The sequence below is a fragment of the Paenibacillus sp. FSL R10-2734 genome (assembly GCF_037963865.1).
In the GTDB taxonomy this organism is placed as follows: Bacteria; Bacillota; Bacilli; order Paenibacillales; family Paenibacillaceae; genus Paenibacillus_AQ.
The window spans coordinates 6,531,243-6,557,730 of sequence record NZ_CP150170.1; the positions used below are offsets into that span (position 1 = coordinate 6,531,243).

25 protein-coding genes and 3 tRNA genes are annotated in these 26,488 nt (G+C 38.3%); 4 read left to right on the forward strand and 24 right to left on the reverse strand.

Features of this window, described 5'->3' with window-relative positions; all coding sequences use genetic code 11:
* The 5 genes from NSS67_RS28295 to NSS67_RS28315 all read right to left on the reverse strand — a co-directional run bounded on the left by NSS67_RS28295 (position 1) and on the right by NSS67_RS28315 (position 5,625).
* Entirely contained in the window at positions 1 to 1,278 is a 1,278-nt protein-coding gene (locus NSS67_RS28295; protein WP_339317081.1) for an extracellular solute-binding protein, read from the reverse strand.
* A gap of 21 nt (positions 1,279 to 1,299) precedes the next feature.
* Positions 1,300 to 2,814 carry an alpha-N-arabinofuranosidase gene (locus NSS67_RS28300; protein ID WP_339317082.1) on the reverse strand — a complete coding sequence of 505 codons (1,515 nt, stop codon included), beginning with the start codon at positions 2,812 to 2,814 and terminating at the stop codon, positions 1,300 to 1,302.
* Complete coding sequence (locus tag NSS67_RS28305; protein WP_339317083.1) at positions 2,814 to 4,145, reverse strand: MFS transporter; 1,332 nt, start codon at positions 4,143 to 4,145, stop codon at positions 2,814 to 2,816. The genes NSS67_RS28300 and NSS67_RS28305 overlap by 1 nt, the downstream gene beginning before the upstream one ends.
* Positions 4,146 to 4,375: 230 nt before the next feature.
* Positions 4,376 to 5,290, reverse strand: a complete 915-nt coding sequence (locus NSS67_RS28310; protein ID WP_339317085.1) for a winged helix-turn-helix transcriptional regulator — start codon at positions 5,288 to 5,290, stop codon at positions 4,376 to 4,378.
* Positions 5,291 to 5,487: 197 nt separating this feature from the next.
* Positions 5,488 to 5,625: a hypothetical protein gene (locus NSS67_RS28315; RefSeq protein ID WP_339317087.1), complete on the reverse strand. Its 138-nt coding sequence runs from the start codon at positions 5,623 to 5,625 to the stop codon at positions 5,488 to 5,490.
* Positions 5,626 to 5,998: 373 nt separating this feature from the next.
* Between NSS67_RS28315 and NSS67_RS28320 the strand changes: the two genes are divergently transcribed.
* A complete protein-coding gene (locus NSS67_RS28320) occupies positions 5,999 to 6,316 on the forward strand; it encodes a transposase (protein WP_339317088.1) in 318 nt (105 codons plus the stop codon).
* 221 nt (positions 6,317 to 6,537) lie between these two features.
* Positions 6,538 to 6,834: a hypothetical protein gene (locus NSS67_RS28325; protein ID WP_339317090.1), complete on the forward strand. Its 297-nt coding sequence runs from the start codon at positions 6,538 to 6,540 to the stop codon at positions 6,832 to 6,834.
* Between the two features lie 564 nt (positions 6,835 to 7,398).
* Here the strand turns inward: NSS67_RS28325 and NSS67_RS28330 are convergent.
* From NSS67_RS28330 to NSS67_RS28350, 5 genes are read right to left on the reverse strand one after another with little or no spacing between them, the layout of a single operon-like run.
* On the reverse strand, positions 7,399 to 8,133 hold the full coding sequence (locus NSS67_RS28330; protein WP_339317092.1) for a hypothetical protein: 735 nt from the start codon (positions 8,131 to 8,133) through the stop codon (positions 7,399 to 7,401).
* A gap of 17 nt (positions 8,134 to 8,150) precedes the next feature.
* A complete protein-coding gene (locus NSS67_RS28335; RefSeq protein WP_339317094.1) occupies positions 8,151 to 9,509 on the reverse strand; it encodes an RtcB family protein in 1,359 nt (452 codons plus the stop codon).
* A gap of 17 nt (positions 9,510 to 9,526) precedes the next feature.
* Positions 9,527 to 10,276, reverse strand: a complete 750-nt coding sequence (locus tag NSS67_RS28340; protein WP_339317096.1) for a glycosyltransferase — start codon at positions 10,274 to 10,276, stop codon at positions 9,527 to 9,529.
* Positions 10,273 to 11,877 carry a PEP/pyruvate-binding domain-containing protein gene (locus NSS67_RS28345; RefSeq protein WP_339317098.1) on the reverse strand — a complete coding sequence of 535 codons (1,605 nt, stop codon included), beginning with the start codon at positions 11,875 to 11,877 and terminating at the stop codon, positions 10,273 to 10,275. The genes NSS67_RS28340 and NSS67_RS28345 overlap by 4 nt, the downstream gene beginning before the upstream one ends.
* A gap of 13 nt (positions 11,878 to 11,890) precedes the next feature.
* A complete protein-coding gene (locus NSS67_RS28350) occupies positions 11,891 to 12,874 on the reverse strand; it encodes a hypothetical protein (RefSeq protein WP_339317100.1) in 984 nt (327 codons plus the stop codon).
* Positions 12,875 to 13,273: 399 nt separating this feature from the next.
* On the opposite strand from NSS67_RS28350, the gene NSS67_RS28355 reads away from it, so the two are divergent.
* Positions 13,274 to 13,756: a hypothetical protein gene (locus NSS67_RS28355; RefSeq protein WP_339317102.1), complete on the forward strand. Its 483-nt coding sequence runs from the start codon at positions 13,274 to 13,276 to the stop codon at positions 13,754 to 13,756.
* A 910-nt stretch (positions 13,757 to 14,666) separates the two neighbouring features.
* On the opposite strand, the gene NSS67_RS28360 is transcribed toward NSS67_RS28355, so the two are convergent.
* The 3 genes from NSS67_RS28360 to NSS67_RS28370 all read right to left on the reverse strand — a co-directional run bounded on the left by NSS67_RS28360 (position 14,667) and on the right by NSS67_RS28370 (position 17,076).
* Positions 14,667 to 15,608, reverse strand: a complete 942-nt coding sequence (locus tag NSS67_RS28360; RefSeq protein ID WP_339317104.1) for an ABC transporter ATP-binding protein — start codon at positions 15,606 to 15,608, stop codon at positions 14,667 to 14,669.
* A 937-nt stretch (positions 15,609 to 16,545) separates the two neighbouring features.
* A tRNA-Leu gene (locus NSS67_RS28365) sits at positions 16,546 to 16,628 on the reverse strand.
* An 82-nt stretch (positions 16,629 to 16,710) separates the two neighbouring features.
* A complete protein-coding gene (locus NSS67_RS28370; protein ID WP_339317106.1) occupies positions 16,711 to 17,076 on the reverse strand; it encodes a helix-turn-helix domain-containing protein in 366 nt (121 codons plus the stop codon).
* 230 nt (positions 17,077 to 17,306) lie between these two features.
* Here NSS67_RS28370 and NSS67_RS28375 point away from each other — a divergent pair, with 230 nt between their 5' ends.
* Entirely contained in the window at positions 17,307 to 17,876 is a 570-nt protein-coding gene (locus NSS67_RS28375) for a hypothetical protein (protein ID WP_339317107.1), read from the forward strand.
* Between the two features lie 76 nt (positions 17,877 to 17,952).
* On the opposite strand, the gene NSS67_RS28380 is transcribed toward NSS67_RS28375, so the two are convergent.
* The 11 genes from NSS67_RS28380 to NSS67_RS28430 all read right to left on the reverse strand — a co-directional run bounded on the left by NSS67_RS28380 (position 17,953) and on the right by NSS67_RS28430 (position 26,487).
* Positions 17,953 to 18,035: transfer RNA gene (locus NSS67_RS28380), tRNA-Leu, on the reverse strand.
* A gap of 6 nt (positions 18,036 to 18,041) precedes the next feature.
* Positions 18,042 to 18,113 (reverse strand) — tRNA-Glu (locus NSS67_RS28385).
* Between the two features lie 85 nt (positions 18,114 to 18,198).
* Positions 18,199 to 19,059: a cation transporter gene (locus NSS67_RS28390; RefSeq protein ID WP_339317108.1), complete on the reverse strand. Its 861-nt coding sequence runs from the start codon at positions 19,057 to 19,059 to the stop codon at positions 18,199 to 18,201.
* A 122-nt stretch (positions 19,060 to 19,181) separates the two neighbouring features.
* The gene (locus tag NSS67_RS28395; RefSeq protein WP_339317109.1) at positions 19,182 to 20,051 is read right to left on the reverse strand and encodes an ABC transporter permease subunit; all 870 of its coding nucleotides are present in this window, start codon (positions 20,049 to 20,051) and stop codon (positions 19,182 to 19,184) included.
* Position 20,052: 1 nt separating this feature from the next.
* The gene (locus tag NSS67_RS28400) at positions 20,053 to 20,838 is read right to left on the reverse strand and encodes an ABC transporter permease subunit (RefSeq protein ID WP_339317110.1); all 786 of its coding nucleotides are present in this window, start codon (positions 20,836 to 20,838) and stop codon (positions 20,053 to 20,055) included.
* Positions 20,828 to 21,616, reverse strand: a complete 789-nt coding sequence (gene phnC / locus NSS67_RS28405) for a phosphonate ABC transporter ATP-binding protein (protein WP_339317111.1) — start codon at positions 21,614 to 21,616, stop codon at positions 20,828 to 20,830. Before phnC ends, NSS67_RS28400 begins: the two co-directional genes overlap by 11 nt.
* A gap of 41 nt (positions 21,617 to 21,657) precedes the next feature.
* The gene (locus tag NSS67_RS28410; protein WP_339317113.1) at positions 21,658 to 22,722 is read right to left on the reverse strand and encodes a PhnD/SsuA/transferrin family substrate-binding protein; all 1,065 of its coding nucleotides are present in this window, start codon (positions 22,720 to 22,722) and stop codon (positions 21,658 to 21,660) included.
* A gap of 97 nt (positions 22,723 to 22,819) precedes the next feature.
* Positions 22,820 to 23,545: an ATP-binding cassette domain-containing protein gene (locus NSS67_RS28415; protein WP_339317114.1), complete on the reverse strand. Its 726-nt coding sequence runs from the start codon at positions 23,543 to 23,545 to the stop codon at positions 22,820 to 22,822.
* An 18-nt stretch (positions 23,546 to 23,563) separates the two neighbouring features.
* The gene (gene phnM / locus NSS67_RS28420; protein WP_339317115.1) at positions 23,564 to 24,745 is read right to left on the reverse strand and encodes a phosphonate metabolism protein PhnM; all 1,182 of its coding nucleotides are present in this window, start codon (positions 24,743 to 24,745) and stop codon (positions 23,564 to 23,566) included.
* Positions 24,746 to 24,769: 24 nt separating this feature from the next.
* Positions 24,770 to 25,615, reverse strand: coding sequence for an ATP-binding cassette domain-containing protein (locus tag NSS67_RS28425; protein ID WP_339320724.1), 846 nt, complete (start codon positions 25,613 to 25,615; stop codon positions 24,770 to 24,772).
* On the reverse strand, positions 25,615 to 26,487 hold the full coding sequence (locus NSS67_RS28430; protein WP_339317116.1) for an alpha-D-ribose 1-methylphosphonate 5-phosphate C-P-lyase PhnJ: 873 nt from the start codon (positions 26,485 to 26,487) through the stop codon (positions 25,615 to 25,617). Before NSS67_RS28430 ends, NSS67_RS28425 begins: the two co-directional genes overlap by 1 nt.
* Between the last annotated feature and the right edge of the window lies 1 nt (position 26,488).

A 26,488-nucleotide genomic window follows, 5' to 3' on the forward strand; every position in this document is an offset into this window, starting at 1 on the left:
TTAGTAATCTAAATAGAATTGAAGATCAGATGTTATTTTACGATAACCTTCCTCTGGTGTGAGTGTTCCCCGCCAGATCATCTCCAAGCCCGGAGAGAGCAGGTTCTCATAGAGACCGAATACATCCTTCTGAGGCTCAACATACTGAACTTTTTGCGCAATGTCGGTGTACAGACTTCGGAATGGCATGCTGAGATAATCCGTTTGTGTCCATACTTTCATATTAACAGGGACATGTCCCGCTTCAGCCCATTTCAAATCATGCTCGTTAAAGTATTTCATAAATGTAGCTGCACCCTCTTGATGTTGCGGATCCTTCACACTGGAAGGAATCACAAGCACGTGGGTTCCTGCATAATAGATCTGTTGATCATTCCATAAATTCGGGATTGCTACTGCACCCAGTGAAGGTAGCTGATTCATAAATTTCGATGTTGCCCAAACACCAGTAAAGCATATAGCAGCCCTACCACTAATAAAGGTTTGGGTAAAGTCTGTATCATTAGGCTGAATGTAAGGCTTGGCATATAAACTTTGTTCAAAGCTCGCACTCTTCAAAAATGCTGCTTTATTAATACCCGGAGCTGACATATCCGAATTAAACAGTCCTTTTCCGCCATTCTGAGCATACCAGGTATACCATAGGTACCATTGCTCTGCACTTTTAGCATAGGTTGGCAAGGCAATCGGATATTGGCCAGCGGGCATTACTTTTGCAATCTTATCGAGAAAGGCCCGAAAGCCCTCCTCGGTAGATTCAAACTCGGGTTGCCCTTGTGCATCGAGAACCCCAGCTTTTGCAAGAATATCCTTGTTGTAGAACATGACGACTGGATGGGTATCCAACGGGCTGCCATAGTATTTATCCCCCTCTTTCACAACAGAGAGTGCTAATGGATTGTATTCATCCCATGGAATGCCTACTGAACGAGCCACATTAGACAGCTCCAGCGTCATATCCTTTGTTCGCAAAAATTGATAGAAGGAGTTACGAGCTACCGCAAGATCAGGACCTGCATCTGCTGCGATACCATTTGCAAGCTTGGCATTGTAATCATCCCATTTGAACACTGAGACCTTCACAACATATTTTTGATTGGATGCATTGAATTGCTTCACAATTTCATTAAAATAATCCCCATCGCCACCGGTTAACGGATGCCACAGATGGATAACAGTTCTGTCCTTCACTGTGTCCGATGTGACTTTTCCCATGCAACCACTTAACAAGGAAATACACAGCAAGCTAGCTACAATAACACAAAGTCCCCGTCTCATTTCGCTCCTCCTTCTAAGAAGTTAGTTAATGCTAAATCGAAGCATATTCCAAGATAGCGATGATAGAACAATCTCAGTACAATCCTTCGATACTTCCTTTTGTACCGGCAGTACAGCATTTGGTGAGGCAAGTGTATTCAATGCATAAACATCGTTATTCTCCAGTGCGACATGCTCAATCATTCTCAAATCACCAAATGAACGGAAATCACACTGTACTGTAAGGTTATCTTGCATCGATTTATTAATAGCAAAAACAACTAATTCACGTTCATCTTCGCTAAGCACCGCCACAGCGTCGAGCATCGGTACATCCGTGAAATCACGGCTATCATATTTCGGTGATTCAATGATGCCTTGAATTGCCGTACCACGGCCGTATTTAGATGTGTAATAGATAGGATAGAAAATCGTATTCTTCCACAGCTTACCATTCTCTTCAGTCATGATAGGAGCAAGCACATTCACGAGCTGTGCATAAGCTGCGATTTTGACACGATCACTATTGCGAAGTAGCGCAATCAACATCGCTCCCGCCACGAGTGCATCTTCAAAGTTATAAGGCTCCTCAAGCAAGTGTGGTGCAATCGGCCACTCCTCCCCGCGGTCACGAATTGTCGCCATATCATCACGGCGGGTATGATACCATACATTCCACTCATCCAAGGAGATATGAATGTCTTTGTTCGACTTGTTCTTCACCTTCATGTAATCTATTAAACTACCAATAGATTTGATATAATCATCAAAGGCAAGAGTTTTTGCAAGGAAATTTGCAGTATCCTTCTCTACATTGAGATAATACTGATGAAGCGATAGATAGTCGATAAATGGATGTGCTTCTTGGATCAAGGTTTGCTCCCACTCGCCAAAAGTTGGATATTCCTGACCTGCACTTCCTGCTACTACGACTTCGATACGGCCGTCCTGCCGTTTCATCGCTTTCGCTGTTTCTCTTGCAATGCGTGCATGCTCAAACGGTGTTTTCTGCCCTACTTGCCATACCCCATCTAACTCATTACCTATTGCCCAGGTTTTGATGTTGTGGGGTTGTTTGTATCCATGGGAAACACGTAAATCACTGTAATACGTTCCTTTTTCACGATTACAATAATCGAGTAGATTTAACGCATCTAGAATCCCTCTTGTTCCTACATTTACAGTCATCATCGCTTCTGCACCGATGCGGTTAACCCAATCCATATATTCATTTGTTCCTATTTGATTCGTCTCAATACATTTCCATGCTAAATCCGGTTTACGGGGACGTTGATCACGTGGTCCAACACCATCTTCCCACATATATGTAGCAACAAAGTTACCACCTGGCAAACGAACCATTGGGACATTAAGCTCTTTCACAACATCAATTACATCCTGCCGGAATCCATCTTTGTCAGCAGTCGGATCCGTAGGATCATAAATCCCTCCATAAATACAACGACCGAGATTTTCAATAAAAGAACCATAAATACGATTATCAATCTTAGAAATGACATAATCCTTATCTAGAATAAATTTAGCCTTCGTCGACATTACTTACTCACTCCTTCGTTTTTCATGCGATCTTTATTTTTCTGCTGAATTTCTAGCTGTGCCGCCTTTAGTTTCGGATTACGAAGCGTAGCAAGGAGAATACCCGCTAGCAACTGTACACCGACAATAAAGAACAATCCGACCTTCGTACTGCCTGTAGAGTCAATCAGATATCCGAATAGATAAGGACCTACGAATCCACCCAAATTCCCGATTCCGTTAATCAACCCTGTTGCAGCACCAATTGCTGCCGAACTAATGATAATCGATGGGATTGACCAGAATACCGCACTGAAGCCCCCCCAAATCCCTTGTGCTAGTAGAATAAATGCAACCGATATGAACGGAGAAGCGCCCGTCAAAGCAGATACGAGCAGTGCTAGTCCACTTGCCAAAAGTATGGACGCAGCATGCCATTTACGCTCACCTGTTTTATCCGAATGGTTCGAAACGATGAACATAACGAGCAATGCAATCAATGGTGCTAAAGTGGATAACATCCCTACAATCGTATAACTAGAACCCGTAAATGATTTTGCGATTGTTGGCCACCAAATACTGAGACCGTAGTTGAACATGTTATTAAGTAAGAATACAAGCGTCAAAATCCAAACGAATTTATCCTTCAACGCCAACTTCCAGTTGTCCTGACCACTGCCCTGTTGGGCTAATGCGTCCTTAGCGAACTCCTCTTCCAAGTATTTCTTCTCTGCATCACTTAGAAATTTCGCTTCTGAAGGTTTCTCAGCCACGAGCCAGATCCAGAAGAATACCCCAATTAGAACTGGAATCCCTTGAATCACAAACATCATTTTCCATGAGAACATATCAACCAAGAACCCCGATAGCGGCCCTACGATAAAACTAGACGCTGTCGCTCCAATTGACCAATATCCAATTGCTCTAGCACGCTCGCTCTGCGGGAACCATTTCCCGATCAGGATGAGTGCCGTTGGATATAACATACTTTGACTGACCCCAAGCAAGAATCTCATAATCAGTAACTGATTCCCGCTTTGAATTAAGCCCATCGAGATACTCACAAGCCCCCATGCAATCATACAAATCGTAATGATTTTCTTCGCGCTTACCTTTTGCGCAAAGTGACCACCTGGAATTTGTAAGAGAAGATAACCAATAAAAAATATCCCCCCTACAAGCCCGGTAATCGTAGCACTCAAATTAAACGATTCATTCATACCCCCAAAAGCGTAGCCGATGTTATTCCGACAGATCAATGCAAGCAGGTACATCACTGCAAGCATCGGAATAATTCTCGTAAATCGCTTTCGGTCTGACCAACTTTGTTTGCCCGAACTAGGATTTGCCATGTATGATCCCAATCCTCTCATTATTATTGTAGTTTAGGTCGATTTAAAATAGTTTAAATATACCTAAACTTCAATCTGGATTATACGCTCGAGTGAAAGCGATGTCAATCATGATGCACTCAAAATATTTGGACATTTTTAGAACAAAACGAACAAAAGACGCCATCCATTCCACATACACCGTGGTTTGAATGACGTCTTTTTAGTAGATCATCATATCTCGTTTACTGTTATTCCTCTGTTATAACTCTTACAAGAATACCTTGTTCATATCGACCGAAATGTTGTCCAAAAATGGTTAATCCCCGTGGATTCTCGCCATTCGGATCCACAGCAAGACGCAGCAGCAACGGTTCTTCTGCTCGCCCCTCCTGAAGCTGATCAATCGTCACATCCGAGATTTTTCGTCCATCTATAAAAGATCCTTGTCTATTTATTCGCAGCAATTTTAAGAAGCCATACTGATTCAAATGTGGTGGCCACCAGATCGGGTTCCCACTAAATTTGACGCCTCCAATATCTCCAGGGCTTTGCCAGTATCCTACATACATTTCATTCACATAAAATTCAATATCAGAAACCCAATCTTCCTTATGATATGGTGCTTCCGACCCGATTTCAAAAGAAATTTGCAGCTCACTCATTTTACGTCCTACCGTGTAATTCGGAATGCGATACTCCAAGAAACCCGTCGTAAGCCAAATGATACCCGCATCAATATGGTTGGGGTCCGCGAACACCTGTGGATTATCAAATTCACCTACAATCATTTCTTTGGTTGCCATACCACATGTCGGCGTTGCTTTGTAATTGCTATATTGTCCTACGCGTAGCTCTGTCTCGTAGATGTTATTTTCCTTTTTAGTGCCGAACTCGATTAATACTTTATCCTCAACCAAAAAGCAATTTTTCTGGATGCCATTCTTCGCATAATTGGAAAATGTCTGGATAATGCCTGCTTCCTCGAGCTTTTTAATATGCATCGTAACCGCACCGTTTGTTAAATTAAGATGCTTCGCTAGTTCGTTCATATTCATCCCATTATGCTCAGAAAGTGTCTCAATAATATTTATCCTCACTGGAGAATCTAGCGCCTTAAAGATCGATTCACCTGATGATAGCTTGTTGATGTAAACCACTTGCATACACCTTCCTCGTATAATTCACTTATCATCACATCATACATTATTTTAGATTGAATTAAAATAGGACCCATATTCAAACCAGTGCTTGTGGTTTTTGCACGGATGTAATTAGGATTGCATTTGAAAATATGTTTACTAATCTATAATAGGTCATGCGCACAAAATCTGTTGGAACATTTTATAATATTAACGAAAAATTATACTGGAAGGGTCAAGTAATGGTTGAACTGCGAGATTTTCCAGATCTCGGTATATTTCGAATCGTACATCCGTACCACGATTGTGGGAACAGGCTGTTTAGGATCATGAGTTCCTAGGGCTGTCCCAAAAGCCATGCAAACGGCTCCTGGAATCAACCCTTTTTTAAGTAGGATCAACGTTAATCTTGGTGAGGACGCTCCGCGGACGGACCGTTGTTACAATCGCTGTGGTCTCCAGATTTCATTTATTTTCCTTAGCGGTAAAAATCCGGAGACCAAGGCGAACGCTGCCGCTTTTCCACAATCAGTCCGTCCTCTCCGCTGTTTAAGTGGGAAAAGTTTCTAGAAGTCTTTCTAAAATTGACAAAAAGAAACCGCCCTTTGGTAAACCACACAACCATTTTAAAGGAGAGGTTTCTTCTGTACATTCAATTTACCATGGACCAACTTTGATTGCCAATGGATCTGGAAGAAGATATTCCAGAAAACCACCTTGTTCGTGTCGTGAATGCCGCCGTCAATCGGCTGGACGACGCCATCTTTGACGCTGCCTATCACGGTGGCGGCCGTGACGGAGAACACCCCCTTCATGTGGCTGGCGGACTGGCAGCGACCAGACTTCCGTACCCTTAGCCGTTTCCGTTTACAGCGGATGAAGGACGTCATCGAAACTGTATTTACCGCCATTTTTAAATTTCTGGCAGACGAAAAACACATCTCTCTGGAGCATTACTTTGTCCACGGCACTAAGATCGAGGCCAATGCTAATCGCTACACCTTTGTTGGGGGCAAAGCGGTCAGCAAACATAAGGCGAAATTGCATTAGAAGGTACACCCCTTCTTTACTAGCATCGAAGCGGCTGAGAACCAAGAAGAACGTGAATATCAGGAAAGAGACCTTCCTGAACTCGGCGAGTCATCGGAGATGAACAGTGTGAAACTCTAACAAATAACACAAAAACTCGAAGCCCAGCTATTAGAGAAGATCAAAAACAAGCCTCTAAAAAAATCCGTCCGAAGCTCCGCAAAGATTTGCTTCCCAGACTGTTGAAATACGAACAGTACCAAGCGCTGCTTGAGAGCCAGAACAGCTTCAGCAAGACGGATCCGGACGCGACCTTCGTGCGTATGAAGGAAGATCACATGAGAAACGGTCAGCTCAAACCCGGATGCAATGTACAAATTGGAACCGAAAACCAATTCATTATGGCGTACAGTATACAGCAAAGACCGACGGATATCCGCTGCTTCCAGACGCATATGGAAAAGGCAAGCCAGACGCTCGGAAAACTCCCACAGACAGTCATTGAGGATGCTAGGTATCGTAGTGACGAAGATAACTAAGCCTACTTGGAAAAGGAAGAGATTCAGGCCGTGGTGAAGTATGAAGGCTAGTATAAAGAGAAGAGTGAAGCCTGAAAAGCGGATATCGCAAAAATTGAGAATTGGACGTACAACGAAGCCGAGGATAGTTGGACCTGCCTGACCAGACAAACGCTGCATTTCCGCAAGGAAAAGAAGGAAAATTCGAACTTACCATAGCAATAATGGAGGTGTGATATGTGGGACTGAAACGTTGCGAATCTGCTGCCATTGGCTTACCCATATAGAATCGCATTAGATTCTTAAAAACATCATTTTTTATTGTTTTCATGCTAGGTCTTTTTGAAATTCCCATCCTAAGCCGAAGGCTCATTAGCAAATTTATGTAGGTGTTATAGGGATTTATTTGTGCTTATTCTCCTTCAATTTAATATTCCGTTTAATAATACTTTTAAATTTATATTACATTGGCAAAATCAAATGTATGATTGCCTGCTGATATCTTGTTTCTTCAGGAATATCGTCACAGCTTCATTAAAATTTAATATTGGAAAAGTTCTGCGTCGATAATTCATTGAGTTTTTTTCATTCCCTTGCCTTTTGTACTTCTTGAATTGACTCACTTATATAAAATAACAGTTTTACTCTTGCATGCCACTCCTCTAACTCGCTACTTGCTTTTGATTTGTTGAAATCCAAGTACATTAATCCATCCGTCTCTATAAAGCCAATCTCCTGTTTTGTAGACATATTCCCTACAATAAGGGGCCATTCAGCATCAGTAATTCGCGATTTTGATTTCTCTGCGATCTGCATAAGAGCTTTTCTACTCATAATACAAGAGCCTGCACAAATATCCACTTCTTGCCCGAAATTAACAGAGAAAATCTTATTTGATATCAACTCTGTTTCTTGCCATGCTACAGGATGTGAAATAAATGCTTTCTTTGTGCGACCTAATATTAAGTAGTCATGGTTAATCGCTTCTCCATGCACCATTTCCAGTTCATCTGGATACATCAACATCCATGTAACTAATCGGTCTAAATCACAATAATGATAGTATCCATGAGAAAATGGCCCTACCAGATTAATTATACCTCTTCGAGCCTCCGCTGCGCCTCTTTTCTCTACAGTAAAAACTTTGAAATGATGTAGGGTTAATAGTTCCACTAACTCTTTTGCCGTAAATTCACTCACAGCAACATACTTATAATTAAAATAATTAGTAATTACTGCTATAACTTTTTTTAGAGGCTCTACCAATAACCCTGTTGGATCATGTACTATGGTGATTAATGCAATATCACTCTCTTTCATTATTACTCCCCCCACAGTCATCTGTATTGGTCTTTTTCTCCCCAAAAATTTATAAATGGAGCAAGGCTCAAACAAGGTGTAATTAATTTATATTTATTTTGAAGTATATCTAGTGTTTCATTTGTACTAAAGAAATCTTTGGGTAAATCATTGATAATGTCATAGTGCGTATCAAAAAAACAATTCAGAGCTTTTTTCACTACCTTATTCGGAAGATCATTAATTCGGGTATGATTTAAGTATTTACCAGTACCATGACTACATTGATAATCCATAGATTTTATTTTTGGATTAACAGCTACTAAATGGGAGTTCGTTCCCTTTTCTCCAGCAAGTAACCCAATATCACCACTCTTTTTAAATGGAGAAAGAGTATTTATATGTTGAGATGGATATAACGTTTGTAAGCCACGAGCATGTAATACTTTTTCATTTTCTATAACCTCTACCTTACTATGGCAAATATCACTTATGAGCTCGAACTTTGAATCAGTATGTACGTATTCTTTAAACAACTCCTCTATAAGATAATGCGCATAATGTCTACTAGCATGACTATAATTTATTAAAGCGGAGGCCGCTTGCAAATATTGAAGTCCAGCCTCTGAATTTATTGGTATTCCAAACAAACCTTTTTCAACTTTTTCAACTTCAAATAAACGATTTTGTATTACAAAGTCCACTGCTGAATAATAGTAATTTTCTAACAGAATTGTTTTACCAGACATGGCACCTGCATGTATGATTATAATCAATTGATCCTTTGAAAGTTGTAATTCATTAGAAATTTCAGGTTCAAGAATTTCTTCAACAATTCTTATTTCTAAAAAATGTCCTGCACATACACCAAAATATTTTTTCAGTTCTTCTTTTTCACTATCTGAAATCAGTAAACAGGCTTCACTAGTATTATTACTTTTTCTCATTCTCATTAAATCAGTTTCGTTACCAATGCCTAATTTTATTAGATAATGAACGCCTTCCTCTAGAATTTTATTAATATCTAGTCCCTTCACCCTATCAAAACGTGACTGTGACAGTTTCCCAGCATACACCTCCAATAATTCCAAAATATTTTCAGCTGTTGTTTTTCCAATATTACTTTTAAATAAATTAGTTTTAATAATTCTAAACCCACAACCAATATCTGGTACAGCCGCCGGAAAAATCAGACCATTTTTTTCTGAAACTAGTTTTATTCCCGATGGAAATCCCCAACTCTTTAGATATGCATCAGGGTATACATCAATCGGCAAAACAATATTAGATGATTCTGAAAGATTATATACGAATTCTTTTATTCTCTCATAATAAAAGTTTGTACTATTGCTTTTCGAAAGAAAATTATATCGTTGAGATGTACTTAATCTATCCATAAACCATCCCTCCAAAACTAACTATTTATTATCTCTTTCCAATTTATAGGGTTTATTTTCTTTGTCTTTAGCGATAAAATTTCAGATAACATTGATGATCCAATATTTATTATTATTAATAAATTATTCCATGTTCCAAAATCTCCATGATGAATCCAAGATATTTGATATTCAATAATTTTGATGCTGTTTTTCTTGATCAAATTTAAGTAATCCACATCGAATCCAAATCCCTTTAGACTAGCGTGGCTTAATATAATATCCACAGACTTTCGAGAGAATACTTTCGTACCGCATTGTGTATCTTTAACACCTAAATGAAATAGACTATTTACAATACGATTAAATGTAAACCCTGAAAGCTTCCTAATGTACGGTTGTTTTATGTTTTGATATTCTTTATATCTAGATCCAATTATACAATCGTACTTCTCATCAACTGCCAAATTCAAAATCTCTATCCAGCTATCTAGATTTGTACTATTATCGGCATCTAAAAATCCAACATATTCTCCATGCGCATGTGCAAAACCAACTGTTACAGCTGCACCTTTACCAGAATTCATAGAATAGTGAATTAGTCTGATCTCAGAATATTGATTTTTTGCTTTAATTACTTCTGATATTGTATTATCTAAACTTCCATCGCTTACAACGATTATTTCAAATAAATATTTCAGCGTATTCATCTTTTGTATAATCTCAGAAAGAGTCTCAAAGATAATATCGCCATTATTATAGGTAGGAATAATAACAGATACTTTCAATTTTCCACCCCTTCTCTGAAAATAAAGTATTTTTTGATTTTTTCAGAATTTTTTATCTTTTCAACAAGATAACGAAATTTCTTAATTGGAATTTTATCGCATATTAGAACTTTTTTCTCTCTCCCTATATTTGAAATTTTCAAAATATAATCTTCAAACTCCTCATATGATATATCTTTATTTGTTAGGTTCCTTTCTTTTTTAAAATTATAGAATAATAAAAAAGCATGAAAAGTAATCTCCTCATACTTATATATCGTTTCTTTTAATTGCACTGCTTTATCAGTATTAAATTCATTAATATCATAACTTATTACACCTTTAGTACCGTTTACCATTATGAGATCCAAGTCCTTGATTCTATTTAGCGCATCTTTAACTTCTGTTATACAAGGAATCCCCATTTCTCTTGACACAATTGCTGTGTGACTTAAAATTCCTCCTTCTTCAGTTATTATCCCTCCTGCTAATTTCATAACATTCATAAATGATGAATTAGTAGATCTGCATACCAAAATATCCCCTTTCATCACTTTATTAAAATCAGTTGTATCTTTTATAACTTTAGCATTACCTATGTACTGTCCAGGAGAAGATGGAACACCTATTATAGAAAAAGTGGGCACTTCTACATTGCCTTCGTCAAAATTTATCGTAGCGGTAATTGGTCTAGCTTGAAGTATTAATAATCGTCCAGAAAAATCAAAGGTCCACTCAATATCAATCCCCACATTAAATAAATCATATATCTTGCAGGCTAAATCATTAATCGCTTTTGCTTCATCAACCTCTATTGATGCTTTCTCTTTTAACTCATTGCCTAGTTGAAATAGAGCAGTTTCGTCAAAAGCATCTACATGAATTAAATTACAACTATAATCAACATCATTAATCTTTACGAATACTACATCTCCAGTGTTACGATTTTTAATTCCTTCATAAGAGAAAAAAGCAATTGCTTTTTTTTTGATTTGAATAGATATTTCATCCTTATAAATTATGAATTTATCAGGCGTCGTACTTCCATCTACTACAGACATTCCTAAACCCCAATTAGATTCAATAATCAACTTATTATTAATAGCATCGAAAAATGCTACTCCAGCGCTTCGCGAAAGAACCATACTTTGAATTATTAGCGGAAGGTACAATGCTTCAGGAACACCAAAATAATTACTATACTCTGAAATATTTTGATTGTAGTTATTATACCAGCATATTTTTACTGCTTGAATCAATTGCTCGAAACTACAAATCCCAATAATAGAAGTAAATTGTCCTGCAAAACTAGTAAATTCACTATCTTCATTTAGTGAAGAAGACCTACATACTAGTTTTTGATTACTTAAATTTATTTTCAAAGCATTCTCTAAGGCATGAGAAATCTCAGGAGGAAAGACTCCCGTTAATATTTTTTCTTTTTGTTCTATTGGGTTTTTAATGTTATTAAAGTTCAGATAATATTCTGCACATGATTTTGATAGTACTAGTGTTTTGGGAATAGGAATATTATTCTTTTTTAATAGATGCAAATTATATGCTTTTCTTCCCACTTCATTTAGATAAGTATATTCCTCATCAATATCAATAATATATTTCACCTTATTAACTCCTCTATAAACCAGATTCAATTTCATCAATTGTTGTATTTTCTATGTTAAATTTATAGTGCTCTAATAATTTTTTCATTATTCTTTGAAAACGCATTTGTAAAATATGTCTTCTTTCTTCTTCTTCATTAATAAATTCTAGCATTCTAGAATATTGTAATAATTCGCTGGCTTGAGAATTTCCTAACGTTCCTCCGCTAATTTTACGTAGAATATTTCGAATGCTTCTATTTTTATTATCTATACTTAATTTTTTAGTGAAATTGATACTATCAATACGCTTATCAATCTCTCCAACATCCTTATTACATTCATCAAAAACCCTAGTTATTTTATCCAAAATAATATCATCGTTCTCCATCTGAGAATCCCGTATTCCAAAATCAAACAAACATCCATAGTAGTCTTTATAATATTCTAAATCAATAGAATATCCACTGAAGAATTCTTTAGCTAATTCTAGAGTTTTCAACTCTAAAAGTGAGTAATGGGGTAACACATCCGGGGTTGCAATTCTTAAAAATGTCTCAATTCCCGCTTCAGGTCCCAAACTTAAAAGAAAAGAATATTTCATTTGTTCTAAAGGAATCAACCAATTGAAACTAGTCATTGCAGACACGTCTGTCATTTGTTGAATTAATTTATTAAACAAATCACGATCAATTTTTGAAATATTAGTATGATTCATAATTTCAATAGTGTTTTCTAATTCATTGAGACTATTAGTTCCTTTTACTACCAAGTTGTCAACAAATTCATTCTCAAATAATAATTTATTACACACATCGAGTTTTATTTCTTCATATTCTTTTTTTTCGATTTTAAGAACTCCAGGTCGTATTCTTTCTCCTAAATTATGCTTGTAATTAAAATATAAATTTGGAATTTTTGAAACTCCAATTTCATATATTTCAGGTTGTATAATAGAGTCATAGTCTAATGAGATTGTAAAATCAGCAATAACTTCATTAAGATGTTCGAATATCATAAAGAAGCCTCCAATGATTACAAAAATATTGATTTTAAATTGAATAAAAGTAAATTCACCTACCGAAGAGCTCCCCTAGCTCAATTTCCACCATGTATAAATTACTTATTTCTTATTGGTTTGTTCCTTAAGGGTAGTTATTTTTACAGATGCTTTAATTGATTCTTGGATTTTTTCAAACAATCGGATTGGCTTAATACTTTCGGATCCCATAACAACACCTCCTATTCATATGTTGATTTTTTTAGTGCAAACATCTCAATTGTTTTAAATATACAAATTGACAATAAAAAATAACCTAAACTTACTAGTAACATTGACACTAAAGATTCAATTGAGAATGTTTTTGACACTATGATGCCTCGTATTACTTCTAAGCCATAATATAATGGAGACAGTTTGGAAAAAAAAGCCAAACTCATGGGGAGCTCCTCGGCAGGAAAATTTACTCCAGAAACGAACAGCAAAAATAAAAGTGCAAAGTTTGCAAATGCAATTGTATCCTTAAGTATCATCGTGAGGCACCCTAATAGAATTCCTAAAGAAGCCATTGAAAGAGAAATGAGGAATAGAATAACAAATACTAAGAAAGCACTATCGAGTTCAATTTCCAATCCTAAAAAAAGCACTGAAAAAATAAACCCAATACATCCTAATAAAACACCCTCAATGATATGTAGAACTGATTTTGCGATAAACAAATTACTTTTTCGAATAGGGCTTATCAAAACAATAGGTAACATTCCAATCTCTCTATCTCTAGCAATAGTGAAAACAATTCCCATAACAGTACTTAGGCTAACCATATACACAGAATTACCTATTAACATGAATTCCAAATACCTGTATTCATTTCCTCGAAAATACATTGTCACTATATAAAAAAAAGTAATTTCCAAGAATGGAACTAATAATTTATTGATTACATATTGGTGGCCATTAACTGAAATATTTGAACCTTTAAAAGATAATATTGATAGAGTAAACATTTTTCTTAGATATGACATATTAGACCTCGAATAATTTGTTTTTTTGGTATCTATTTTCGATTAAGCTGAATATCCTTAAAGACAGGAAAAGATATACCCCAGACAACAAAGTGATAATAATCACATACTGGAAAAACAAAATAAACGAAAAACTATTAGTTGAAATGTCTCTCAGCATATTAACAATCCATGTCGTTGGGACCAAATATCCGAAGAACCTTATTTCTCTAGGAAGATAGTTTAGCGGAAACATTACACCAGAGATAATGAATATTAATCTGGTTAGTATTGTAGAAAGTGAATTAAAGTCTTTTAATATCATAAATAACCCACACAAAAATGCTCCTAATATTGAAAAGAAAAATATTGATAATAAAATGCCAAGTATCAATGGAAACAATCTCAAATCGTTCAAACAACTAGGTTCGATCAAAACACTAATAAATGTAAGTATAAAAAAATTAATAAGACCTAAAATTGAGTAAAGGATGCTCTTAGAGAAGATAAAAAACCATAAATTCGTAGGGGATAAAATAACGTAATCAACTGTAGAAAAAGCAAATTCTTTCCTTAATTCAAAACCTGTAAATATTACATTAGCGCTCCACATTCCTAAAATTATTGATCCTATAATTATGTATGAAATATAGTAACTACTAAAATCACCTTCATAAATAAACAGAATTGAAAGCGAAAAAGATAATGGAACGCCTAAGATACTAATTATCCAATTTTTTTCTCTTCTCATTGATAAGAACGAAAAATAAGTTATCGCCAATATCTTCCTAATAACACCATAAATATTAATCATCCACTCTCTTCATAAGATTTAAATAAACATCCTCAAGATCATATTTTTTAACAGAAAAATTCTTTATCTTACTTGTTTTAAAATTCGAAAAAATAAATTCAGGAACGTTATTTTCTAATGGAACTTCTATTTCTAAAATGAAATCATTAATTTTATTGAAAATCATGTTTTTCCCAACTATACTTTCAACATCTAATTTTGACACTTCTTGGAACTCTATTCTTGTAATGTTTACCCCTTTTAAGCTTTGAGTTAAATACTCAGGAGTGTTTAATTCGACCAACCTCCCCTTTTTTAAAAAAGCTATTCTATCACATAATTCTTCTGCTTCTTTCATGTAATGAGTTGTATAGACAATTGTTTTACCCTCCTTCGATAGATCCTTTATTAAATTTTGCATTTCTTTTGATACTTCGATATCTAAACCCGATGTAGGTTCATCCATAAACAATATTTTGGGATCTGTTAACAATCCTCTGGCAATATGTAATCGTTGTTTCATCCCTTTTGAATATGTGCTAACTAGCTTGTCTTTAGAATCAGATAAACCCATAAATTCGAGAATTTCATTAATCTTTTGTTTATAACTTGAAGACTTTAAATTATTTAGTTCTGCAAAATATTTGAGATTTTCTTTTCCTGTTAGCTTCCAATATAGGCCTCTTTCACCACTACTGATTAATCCTATTTCTTTTCTGATAATATTTCTAAATTTCAAAATATCATATCCCAAAATTTCCACATTTCCATTCATTGGAATAAGTAATGTTGACAAAATCTTTATCAAGGTGGTTTTCCCAGCACCATTCGGACCTAATATTCCAAATATTTCTCCTTTGTTAATATCTAAATTAAGATTTTTCAGCGCCGTAACTTTTCCTTTTTTAGACTCATAAATGTGGGATAAATCGCTAACATATATAGCCGTATTCATATTTGGCACCCCCTCATAACAATGTTATACCACATTACTATATTTATAGTCCATATATTCCCATAAAAAACTTTAAATGTTTCATATATATAATATTCCTTACTATGTAATATATTCACTAATTTTCAATAATTAAAAATTGTATTAATATGCATATCGCTTCTCATTCGTGCTCAAATGAAGACTAAATGTAATATTATCGTTCCACTTAAACCATAAACACACAATCCATTTACATACAGTAGGAAAATAAACAAATCAAATCAGATCAAATCAAAAAAAGTAAGTCATAACCTTAATGAAGGTTCTGACTTACTTTTTTTAGTAACCTCATGATGGTGCTCAATTGGATTATCTTGTACATTAACTTAAAAATGGACACTAGTATATCTTAGTTTTCCCAATAGACAGACCACTTCGGTAGACAGCTCTGTCGCTAGTTTATAGCTTGAGTTTCGAAATACGCACTGTGCTGGAGCTTTGCCTACCGATTGGACCGTGTGGAATTACCGCATTCTTAGAAAGGCTTTGCAGCGGGCTAAAAATACTTGAACAACTAGCAGCACCGGTTGATCCTGGGGCTCTGAGTCACAGATTTACAATTTCAGTTTAAAACTCACTTAAAGTATTCTTCCAAACACCATTTTATTGATTATTCTCTTCTCTCCTCATGTATCTTTATTAGCTATTTGATACAAATATCTTTTGAACTACATCCATTAACTAGTTTAGATAAAAAAGCAACTTGTCATCAGACAAGTTGCTTTTTTAAATCACCTGAATATCCGTCAATTTTTAATTTTTTTTGAATTCCTCTTCTTTATTTGGAGTCCATAAGTTTTGGCATTAGTATTTTACAGGTGTTAGTTCTTTGACAAAAATAAAAAAAGCAAAAAAACCTTGATTTTTCAAGGTTTTTTTGCTTTTTTTATTAGTATGCGGTAGAGAGGACTCGAACCTCCACGGGTATACACCCACTACCCCCTCAAGATAGCGTGTCTGCCATTCCACCACTACCGCGCGGTGTGTTAAACATAAAACTTTGTTTGAGGTCAACATTCATTATTATAAATGCACTTCCCCAAAAAGTAAAGGCGCAGACTCAAGAATTTTCGTCGACTAATTTCTGCTTACGATACTCAGCGAAAGCTATGTATTCTTTAATGAATTGCTTTTCTTCTGGAAGCAACTCATCCAGTTGACCTTCATTCAGCTTCACTTCTCCGAAATCATAGTCCTCACTGCTCTCTTTCAATATTTCAGATGTATTTCTACCTAAAATCAGCCAATCCAGGCTTACATGAAAAAAAGCACCGATCTCAATCAATTTATGTGTTCCCGGTGTAGATTTGCCACGCTTCCAATCTCCCATATTACCTGTGCTTATATTTAACTGCTCACAAAATGATTTCTTGGTCAGACCTTTTTGCTTAATCAAATACTCTATACGTTCGTAAATGGTCTGCATCAGTAAACCGCCCTTCAAAAAAAATAAAAAAAGACACTTATTTAAGTAATTAGCTATTGCAAAATGACGTAAAAAAGTATATAATTAGTGCTACTATGTATTATCCGATTATATCATATGGCTAGAGTGACGATAAGAGGCGACTCCGGTGACAAGGTTCTGATGTAATGCCGTCCGCCCCTTTTATTAGCATGTCATCCTGAAGGATCTCTAGGAGGGAGCGGTGACTTTTGTCAAAGTGCTTATCATCTTCCATTATCCATTCACTTGAACGCCTCCCCCACAATGCAGTGGTCATCAACAGCCAAGGAGTTATCCAGTTCACCAACAGTAAGTGGAAGGTGTTTAGTTATGAATACGGTCTTTCCACTCACAACAAATGGATTGGAGCTTATTATGCGGAACTTATGCAAGATGTGATTGTCGATTCCGATCAATGCGCTACGCTTGATGAATCGATGAAATATATACTCCGCAGAGAGTGTCAGGTTTATACTTCTGAGTTCTCCATACAAACCGCTAATAAAGGGAACCGAATCTTCCGTTTAGAGATCTATCCTCTTCTCTCAGATCATTACTTAGAAGCTGCTTTTATAATTTCTCTATATGATTTGGGCCAGCCAACACATGAGTTAATCCCCATCTGCGCTTCCTGCAAATCCATTCGAAATTCTAAGGATGAATGGATCACCATTGAACATTTTTTAAAGCATCAGCTTTCTCTGCAATTCACCCATGACATCTGCCCTGACTGTGTCAAACAGCTCTATCCACAGTATGCTAGAGCTTTCAAGAATTAAATCAGCTTGTCTCATCTTATAAAAAAAAAGTAAGAAAACCTCTGCGAAGCAAAGGATTTCTTACTTTTTATTTGTATGCGGTAGAGAGGACTCGAACCTCCACGGGTATACACCCACTACCCCCTCAAGATAGCGTGTCTGCCATTCCACCACTACCGCATAATATGACCCGTATGGGATTCGAACCCATGTTACCTCCGTGAAAGGGAGGTGTCTTAACCCCTTGACCAACGGGCCTTAGCAACAGCTTGTCTCAACGTGACAACAAAAATTATGATACCAGAAATATAATGACATGGCAAGCACTTTTTTTTGTGTTACTTCAGCCCATAGCATCCTTCGATACTTCAATCAATTCAATATTCCAATCATGCTTAAACCTGACCTTGACCTCCTCATATTGTTCCCTTGAATCCCTGTGTATTTCATGGACATATAGAAGCTTCCTTCTAGGACCATGATCTTCGTAACGAACAGGTGCAATAGAAAGATTCACTCCACAAGCCTTTACAGTCTTGAATAGCTTTCTCCTAACAGATGAGTAGTGCTTACCATTCAGTACACGATGCATTTGTAGCATCATACCCATACCGATCATAACAGCAAGCCCACCGAAGATCAGGCCCGCAAGGCCGTTATAATAAGACATATCCCCTTGATGTGTGAACGAAAGTATAGCTGTCTGCGTTAGAACGAGGGATATCAAGGAGGCAGCTAGATTGGATAACTTGATTGCAGAAACTGCTGGCACATTCCCATTTTTCATCGTGACTATCGATCCATGCACTGCCATACCAATTTCTACAAAAGTCATGCACGCGATCGCAAGTGCAATATTCATCGAATAACTCGCAGAGCTACCATACAGAAATAAACGCAAGCAATAGATGATAAAAAGAATGCTAGACGTAGTCAAGATGATACCAACCTTGAAATAGCTTTTATATTCTTCTCTGCCATATCCATAAGCATGTGATTCGTCAGGCGGCTGTTTCCCCGCATGATGTCCTTTGACCGCCGTTGCCTTCGCTAAGGCCAGCCCTACATTGTACAAAGCATATATACATAAGAAGATTGAGGCGGTATAAAGCCCGACAATCATTTTTCCAACGGCCATAACAATGTTCATATAGTACGACACTTTTGCATACTTGATTGAACGCTCTATTTTTCTAGTATCCATATTCTTCACCCCGCTACCTAACAAAAAAAAGAGCCCATATAGGCTCTAACCTGTGTGTTCTATCAAACAGATTATAATTTAGCATACTATTATGAACAATACAATTTGTAAAAAATATAGCTTTACACTTTAACCTTCAATTTCTTCTTTAAACGGGTCGCGAACAACTCCATCAGAACGGCTAGGACTAAAATGAAATACGTTATAGCTCCAATCTCTCTCACATCGTAGTAAAAAGCACTCGCCATAAACATATCATATCCAATACCGCCCGCTCCCGCCGCAGCCCCCATGGCTACAGCTACAGCGAAGTTAATCTCCAGTCGCATAAAGGTCCAAGAAATCAAGTATGTTATGGACGAAGGAATAACGGCTTGAAAGACAATCTGCCACCAGCCCGCACCACTTGCTTTCAACGCTTCAATAACTCCGTTATCCAGCTCTTCAAATGATTCCGAATACGCTTTTACTAGATAGCTAATGGAATGAAAGGTCATGCCGATGACAGCTGCAACACTACCCAGTCCAGCTGCGACGGCGAAGATAAGTACCCAAAGCACTGTAGGAACTGCGCGGATAAATGCAACGACACTTCTTACGATGGTTGACAGCAATGGGGAGGATAAATTACGCGATGCTAATAGTCCCAGAAACAAAGCAATCACTGCGCCAAACAACGTTGTTAGAAATGCAAGACCTAACGTAATCAACACCTGGTATAATGCATGACTGAAATTGAAATGATTAAGCGCAGGTGAAAAGAACATCGTGCGAAGCGTCTGCAGTGTCGATTGAATGGCTGCTCCGAAGTCCAAATCCTTATAATCAAAGGAGATAAATCCGTACATGGTTAGAAAAGCGAGAACGAGCAACGTCATTAGAATAGCAAACGAGCCTTTGTTGAACGGCTTTCTCGGGATCAACAAATCTGGGGAGCGATCATTGTAGCGCTCTCGTTCATATGGGGCTCGAACTGCTTCTTGAAGTTCCATACTACAAAATCACCCTCCTGACATAGTTGGAGACTGCTTCAATAATAAATATTACGGCGATAATTGCGATCACAACTAGGGAAGCAGAGCTGTAGTTTAAGCTCTTATAATACAGGCTGAATAAAAAACCAACACCTGTGCCTGTTAATATCCCAATGAGTGTAGCCTGTCGAATATTAGTTTCTATCATAAATAAAATCCAACTAATGAGCTGCGGAATACTGGATGGGATAACCGAGTGTACGATAATTGAGAAGTAGCTGGCACCTGTCGCTCTTAAAGCTTCTACAGAGCTATTACTAACCTCATCAATAGACTCCATAAAGGCACGGGTCAGAAACCCAAAGGAGCCAAAGAAAAGGGCTAGATATCCTGTCATCACACTCTGTCCAAAAGAAATAAGTAATATCATCGACCATGCCGCGACATCAATGTTCCGAAATAAGGTGGCGATCCAGCGACTTAATAGACTGAACACTCCGCCTATACCAGTCGTTGTAGAACCAAGTATAGCGAACAGGAATGCGAATATGCCCGCTACAGTTGTTGCAGCGATCGACACCAGCAAGGTCTCCATTAAGGAATCCAGGATATCAGGTAGCTTTGTCATTGCTTTTGCATTCGGATAAAAGTTACTAACTGCCCACTCCGCTGCCTTCGGTATAGACGTAAAACCCTTAACAATATCATATTGTGTAATGATGATTGCAGCGATCGTGATAAGAAAAAGCAATGCACAATAGAGCGACGTGTTTAAACGCTTACGAAGAAAGAAGCTATCCTGCATACGTATCCCTTTCTTCCGTCATATATTCATCCAGCTCTGCTCCATAAATGGTTCTCAGCAGCTCATTTGTGATTTCGGATGGAGGGCCATCATAAACAATCGATCCCTCGTTCACGCCAATAATGCGGTCAGAAAACTTCATTGCTACATCCACCTGATGCAAATTGATAATTACGGTAATGCCCATTTCAGAACAAATTCTACGCAAATATTCCATAATCGTCTTAGATGCATTTGGATCTAGCGATGCTATCGGCTCATCACAAAGGAGCAGCTTAGGATTTTGCACTAGTGCTCTCGCAATGCCGACACGTTGCTTTTGTCCGCCACTCAATTGATCACAGCGCTTATGAACTTGTTCCTGCAAACCAAGAAGGTTCAAGATATGATAGGCCTGCTTCTTCTCTTCCTTCGAATAGAGACCAAGTATGCCTGCCATGGTCGACTTGTAACCAAGTCGACCATGCAAGACATTCTCAATGACGCTTAAACGATTTACGAGATTATAATGTTGAAAAATCATTCCAATTTGGGTTCGAAGCTTCTTTAACTCACTTTTTTTATAATTCATAATATTATCGGTATCAAACATGATTTCTCCGCTGCTAGCATCGATCATTCGGTTAATACAACGAAGGAGAGTGGATTTACCCGCTCCTGAAGGTCCAATGATGGACAGGAACTCTCCTTCTTTCACAGCGAAGTTGACATCTGATAACGCTCTTGTATCCTTGCTGTATTGTTTTGATACGTGCTTGAATTCCAATAACGTTGTCATAGTTAACTCCCTCGCTAGATCAATGTCTTCTTGCTGCCTAATTATTGAGTCAATTCTCTTATCGGATTGAACCATGCATCATCAGTCGTCAGGAATTTTTCTTCGCCTGATTTTTGCTTGAATATGCCTACTTCTTTCGAATCTTTTGGAAGGAAGATTTTCGTATTCTTGGTTACAGCATCAGAGGTAAACAGCTCTTCAAGCTTCTTCTTATCTTCTGCGCTTACTGTTTCCGTATTAATTGTAATCGGCGAGTTCAATACTGGCGTTACAGAAATCAATGAGAATTCTTTACCAACCAAAGTGTTGAATGGCTCAGCAGCGCCTTCCTTCACTTTATAAACTGCACCTGGTTTATTCTCTGAACCGGATTCCAAATCTACGTAGTTGGCAACACATGTATCACAAAATGCTGCAACATCTGCTTTGCCAGTCAGCAGGTTAACTGCGGAGCCTTGATGAGATCCACCATAAAGTACTTCACTAAAAAAATCATCCTTGCCACCTTGTAAGAGATCATCACTAGTAAGTTCCTTGTACTTATCCTGTTTACCAAAGTAACCCAAGATACCCGCAACAGGAACTTTAAAGCCTGAGGTTGAAGAGTTCGAGACAAACGAGAATTTCTTGCCAGCAATATTATCGATAGCAAATTTGTCACCACTTTGATATGCTGCTTCTTCACCTTTTTTAACACTTAACCAGCTGTAATATAGTGCATCATCGAGTGTTCCAGACTCTCCACTAGGTACAACAAGCGGAAGTACTTTATCGTTCTTTGTATGTGCTTCAACATATCCTTGTGGTCCCATATAGGACAAGTCTGCATTGCCATTTGCGATAGCTTCGATCGCAATAATATAGTCAGTTGTTGTTTGATTAATTACTTTTTTACCTGTAGCATCGCCAATAAGCTTGGAGAATTCATCGCGTGTAGCTTGCAGATCCGCGCCTGATTCATTTGGATACCACACCATGGTAATTGTATCCTTCTCTTTCGATTTCGTAGAATTTGCTGCACCAGATGCCTCACTATCATTTGAACCGCAACCTGCTACTGTGACAAGTGATAGTGTAAGAATTGTTGATAGTAACATCTTTTTCATTGATTTAACCCCTCTCAAATCTTTATTTATCTTTCAATAACTCTAGTATATATCTGGAATATTTTCGGAATATAATCTTAATGTTTACTTTAATTAATTAATTTGTAATCTTTTGATTATCACTAGAGAGAGACATTTTCCCACCCTCAATGTGATACTCTTTATTACAGAGATCGTGCATAAACTCAAGATCATGAAAGATCCCCAGCATGGTCGTGCCTTCCTTCATAAGCTGCTCAATCAATATTTTCACCTTATACTTAGATGCTTGATCAAGGCTTGCTGTAGGCTCATCCAATAAGAGAAGTCTTGGTCGCTTCACCATCGCTCTAGCAATATTCAAACGAAGCTTTTCACCGCCTGAAAATGTTGCAGGATAGCTGTCCCATAAGCTGCGATCCAGTTCAAAGTGCTCCAGCATACGCACGGTTTCTGCTTCAGCGACCTCGAGTTCATATCCCATTTCCATGATTGCTTCGCGAACAAGCTCTCTTGCCGTTGTCCGTGGCATCACATTCAAAAATTGCGAAACATAGCCAATCTCAAATTTTCGTAATTCAATGATCATTCGCTCAGAAGCCATTGTCAGATCGATGACGCCATATTTCGACGAATGGTACCATATGTTACCCGCATGAGGCAGATATGTACGGTAGATACATTTCAGAATTGTTGACTTGCCGCTTCCGCTCTTGCCTGTAATGCCTACGAACTCTCCTGCTTGTAATTGCAGGTTCACATCCTCTACAGCCGGAATATGTTTATTTAAGTTATGCAATGTAAACGATTTGGACAGATGTTTGATAGATAACAGATGATCCACGTCATCACCACCTTGGATTTAGATTCTGTAATTCGTTTTCTGAATCAGCCTGCCATCTACAATTACACCTGTAACTACTGGGAAGTGATCTGGCTCCAGTCGTTCGATAATCAGTAAATCCGCCTTTTTACCTACCGTTATGGAGCCATAATCCGTTGCGATATTCACTGCTTGGGCTGGATGCAACGTTACCAGCTTGAACGTCTCTACTAAATCCAGAGGAAAAGCGCCAGCGAGCTGGAACACAGCATGCAGCATAGAGGCTGGATAATAATCACTACATAGAATATCGATACATCCATCCTGCACGGCCTCCGCTGCAGATAGGTTGCCGGTATGTGAGCCGCCGAGGATAACGTTTGGTGCACCTGCCACCGTGAACAGTCCCTTTTCCTTCGCCTTGCGAGCAATCTCCAGCGTGATTGGAAACTCACTGATCGCCGTACCGAAGCTCTTCACAAGATCTAGCTTTTCCAGTGAATCATCATCATGCGAGGCGATCGCGATGTTTCTCTCTCTTGCCAGCTCTGCAATTTCCCGAATGACTTCAATGGTCATTTTCTCCTTCGTCTGATGATTCTCAATCAGTACTGCAATCCGATCATCCGAAAGCGTATCGTAGCCAAGAACCGTTTTCTTGTACACTTCCAAATCACGATATTGACCTTGACCAGGCGTATGATCCATGAAGGAAATGAGGTGTACCTTCTCTTCTTCAATGTAGCTTTTCAAATTATCGACTTGGTCGATATTATCAATCTCAAAGCGAGCATGGAAGCGATGACGAACCAAGTGTTTACGAGTATGCGTGCTATCAATCAGATCAATCAGCTTGCGTACATTTTCAGGCTCTCGAATCGGGCGATATTTGTAATCAATGGATTTAAATATCGACAAAGAGTGATACATTGTCGTAATCCCATGACTGATTAGTTCTTTTTCTGTCTCCCGTAGCCCGATCTGGAAATCTATCAGTGAAGTGGGTCTAGGTGCTGTCATATGCTCGATATAATCGGAATGAATATCGATCATCCCAGGTGTTACATACCCTCCATTTGCATCGATAACTTCCATATCGACGTCTGGCATAAATTCCCCACGAGGGATAATCCGTGCGATGCGATCTTCATGAATGAGCAAATCATAATCAACTAGCAGGGCTTCATCCGTAATAATTGTTCCGTTAGTTATTAATAACATCAGCTGGCCTCCTCTAAGAAATCTCTATAATAATGAATGGACAAGCTGTTGCGTATAGGCGTGCTGTGGATCTTCTAGTATTTGATCTGTTAAGCCCTGTTCCACGACACGGCCATCCAGCATCACCATCGTTCGATCTGCTAGCATACGGATAACGCCAAGATCATGCGATACGAGAAGCATGCTGATCTTCAGCTCACGCTGCAGATGCTTAATCAGGTCCAGCACGTTCGCTTGCACAGATAAATCCAGCCCGGTTGTCACTTCATCTAATAGTAGAATGGGAGGATTATTAGATAACGCCTTCGCGATTTGTACCCGTTGCTGCATGCCTCCGGAGAAATTCTTGGGTGCTTCCTTCATTCTTGCAAGGGGAATATGAACACGTTCTAACAGCTCTCCGCCGCGATTCTCCATCATTGCAACGTTACGATTGCCAGCAGCAATCATCTTCTCGGCAATATTGCCGATGGACGAGAACGTCATCCGAAGTCCTAGTACTGGATTCTGATAGACTTTCCCCATCAGATGATTACGTAAATATTTCTTCTGCTGAGAGGACTCCATGAAGATATTTCGCAGACCATCCTTATATGGATGAATTTCCGCTTCACCTGATGAAACCTCTTCATCGAAGTATAAACAACGCATCAATGTCGACTTCCCGCTTCCGCTTTCCCCTACAATCCCGAGCACTTCCCCAGGGTATAAGTCGAAGGAAATATCCTGACAGCCATACACCGTGCCACAAGAACGACAGAAGTTTTTTTCCAATTGACGATGCTCTGGTTGGCTACATACCTTACAACCTGGGCCAAATTGCTTGTTGAGATGCTTCACGGTCATGATAGGTTCATCTTGCTGAGTAATCATGAAATCACCTCCTCTTTCAACACTTTGTTCTCAGCCTGCTGATTCAAGCGTTCTAGGCAGTAGCTAGTATCATTGCATTGATAGTAGGTTTCGTCTGCCACCTGGTCATATAGCTCATCCATGAATGTATCTTTAGCCCCACATATTTTGCAGCTATGCCCATTGAACGTCTCCGGCTCAAACGGAACATCGTCAAAAGCCATCGAAATCACTTTTGTATATGGTGGTACTGCATAAATCTTTTTCTCTCGACCTGCTCCAAGCAGGATAAGTGCATCTGAATAATGCATCTTCGGATTATCGAATTTAGGAATCGGACTCGGTGCCATGACGTAACGATCGTGCACGCTAACAGGATGATCCGCACCTGTAGAAACGGACCGGTACTTCATAATTTGCTCGAATAGCATTAACCAAGCACCGCTGTAGTCATTCTCCCCGTGCAGACGTTTCGTTTCTAGCTCACTGGATTCATACATCCGCAGCGGCTCCGGCATCGGAACCTGAAGCACCAGAATCTGATCCGGTTTGAGTGGGACCTCAGGAATGCGATGGCGAGATTGAATGAGTGTAGCGGCTTCTGTATCGTCTACGGAAGGAACTCCTGTCGTTCGGTCGATCAGCTTCTTGATACTAACGGCGTTCACCGATTCATCCGAGCCTTGATCAATAACCTTCAGAACGTCGTTTTTTCCGATTAACGACAGCGTGAGCTGTAATCCTCCCGTTCCCCAACCACGACCGACAGGGAGCTCCCGCGAAGCAAACGGTACCTGGTAACCAGGAATCGCTATGGCTTTCAATGTCGCTCGACGAATTTCACGCTTAGACCCTTCATCAAGAAATGCAAAGTTATATTGGATTCGCACA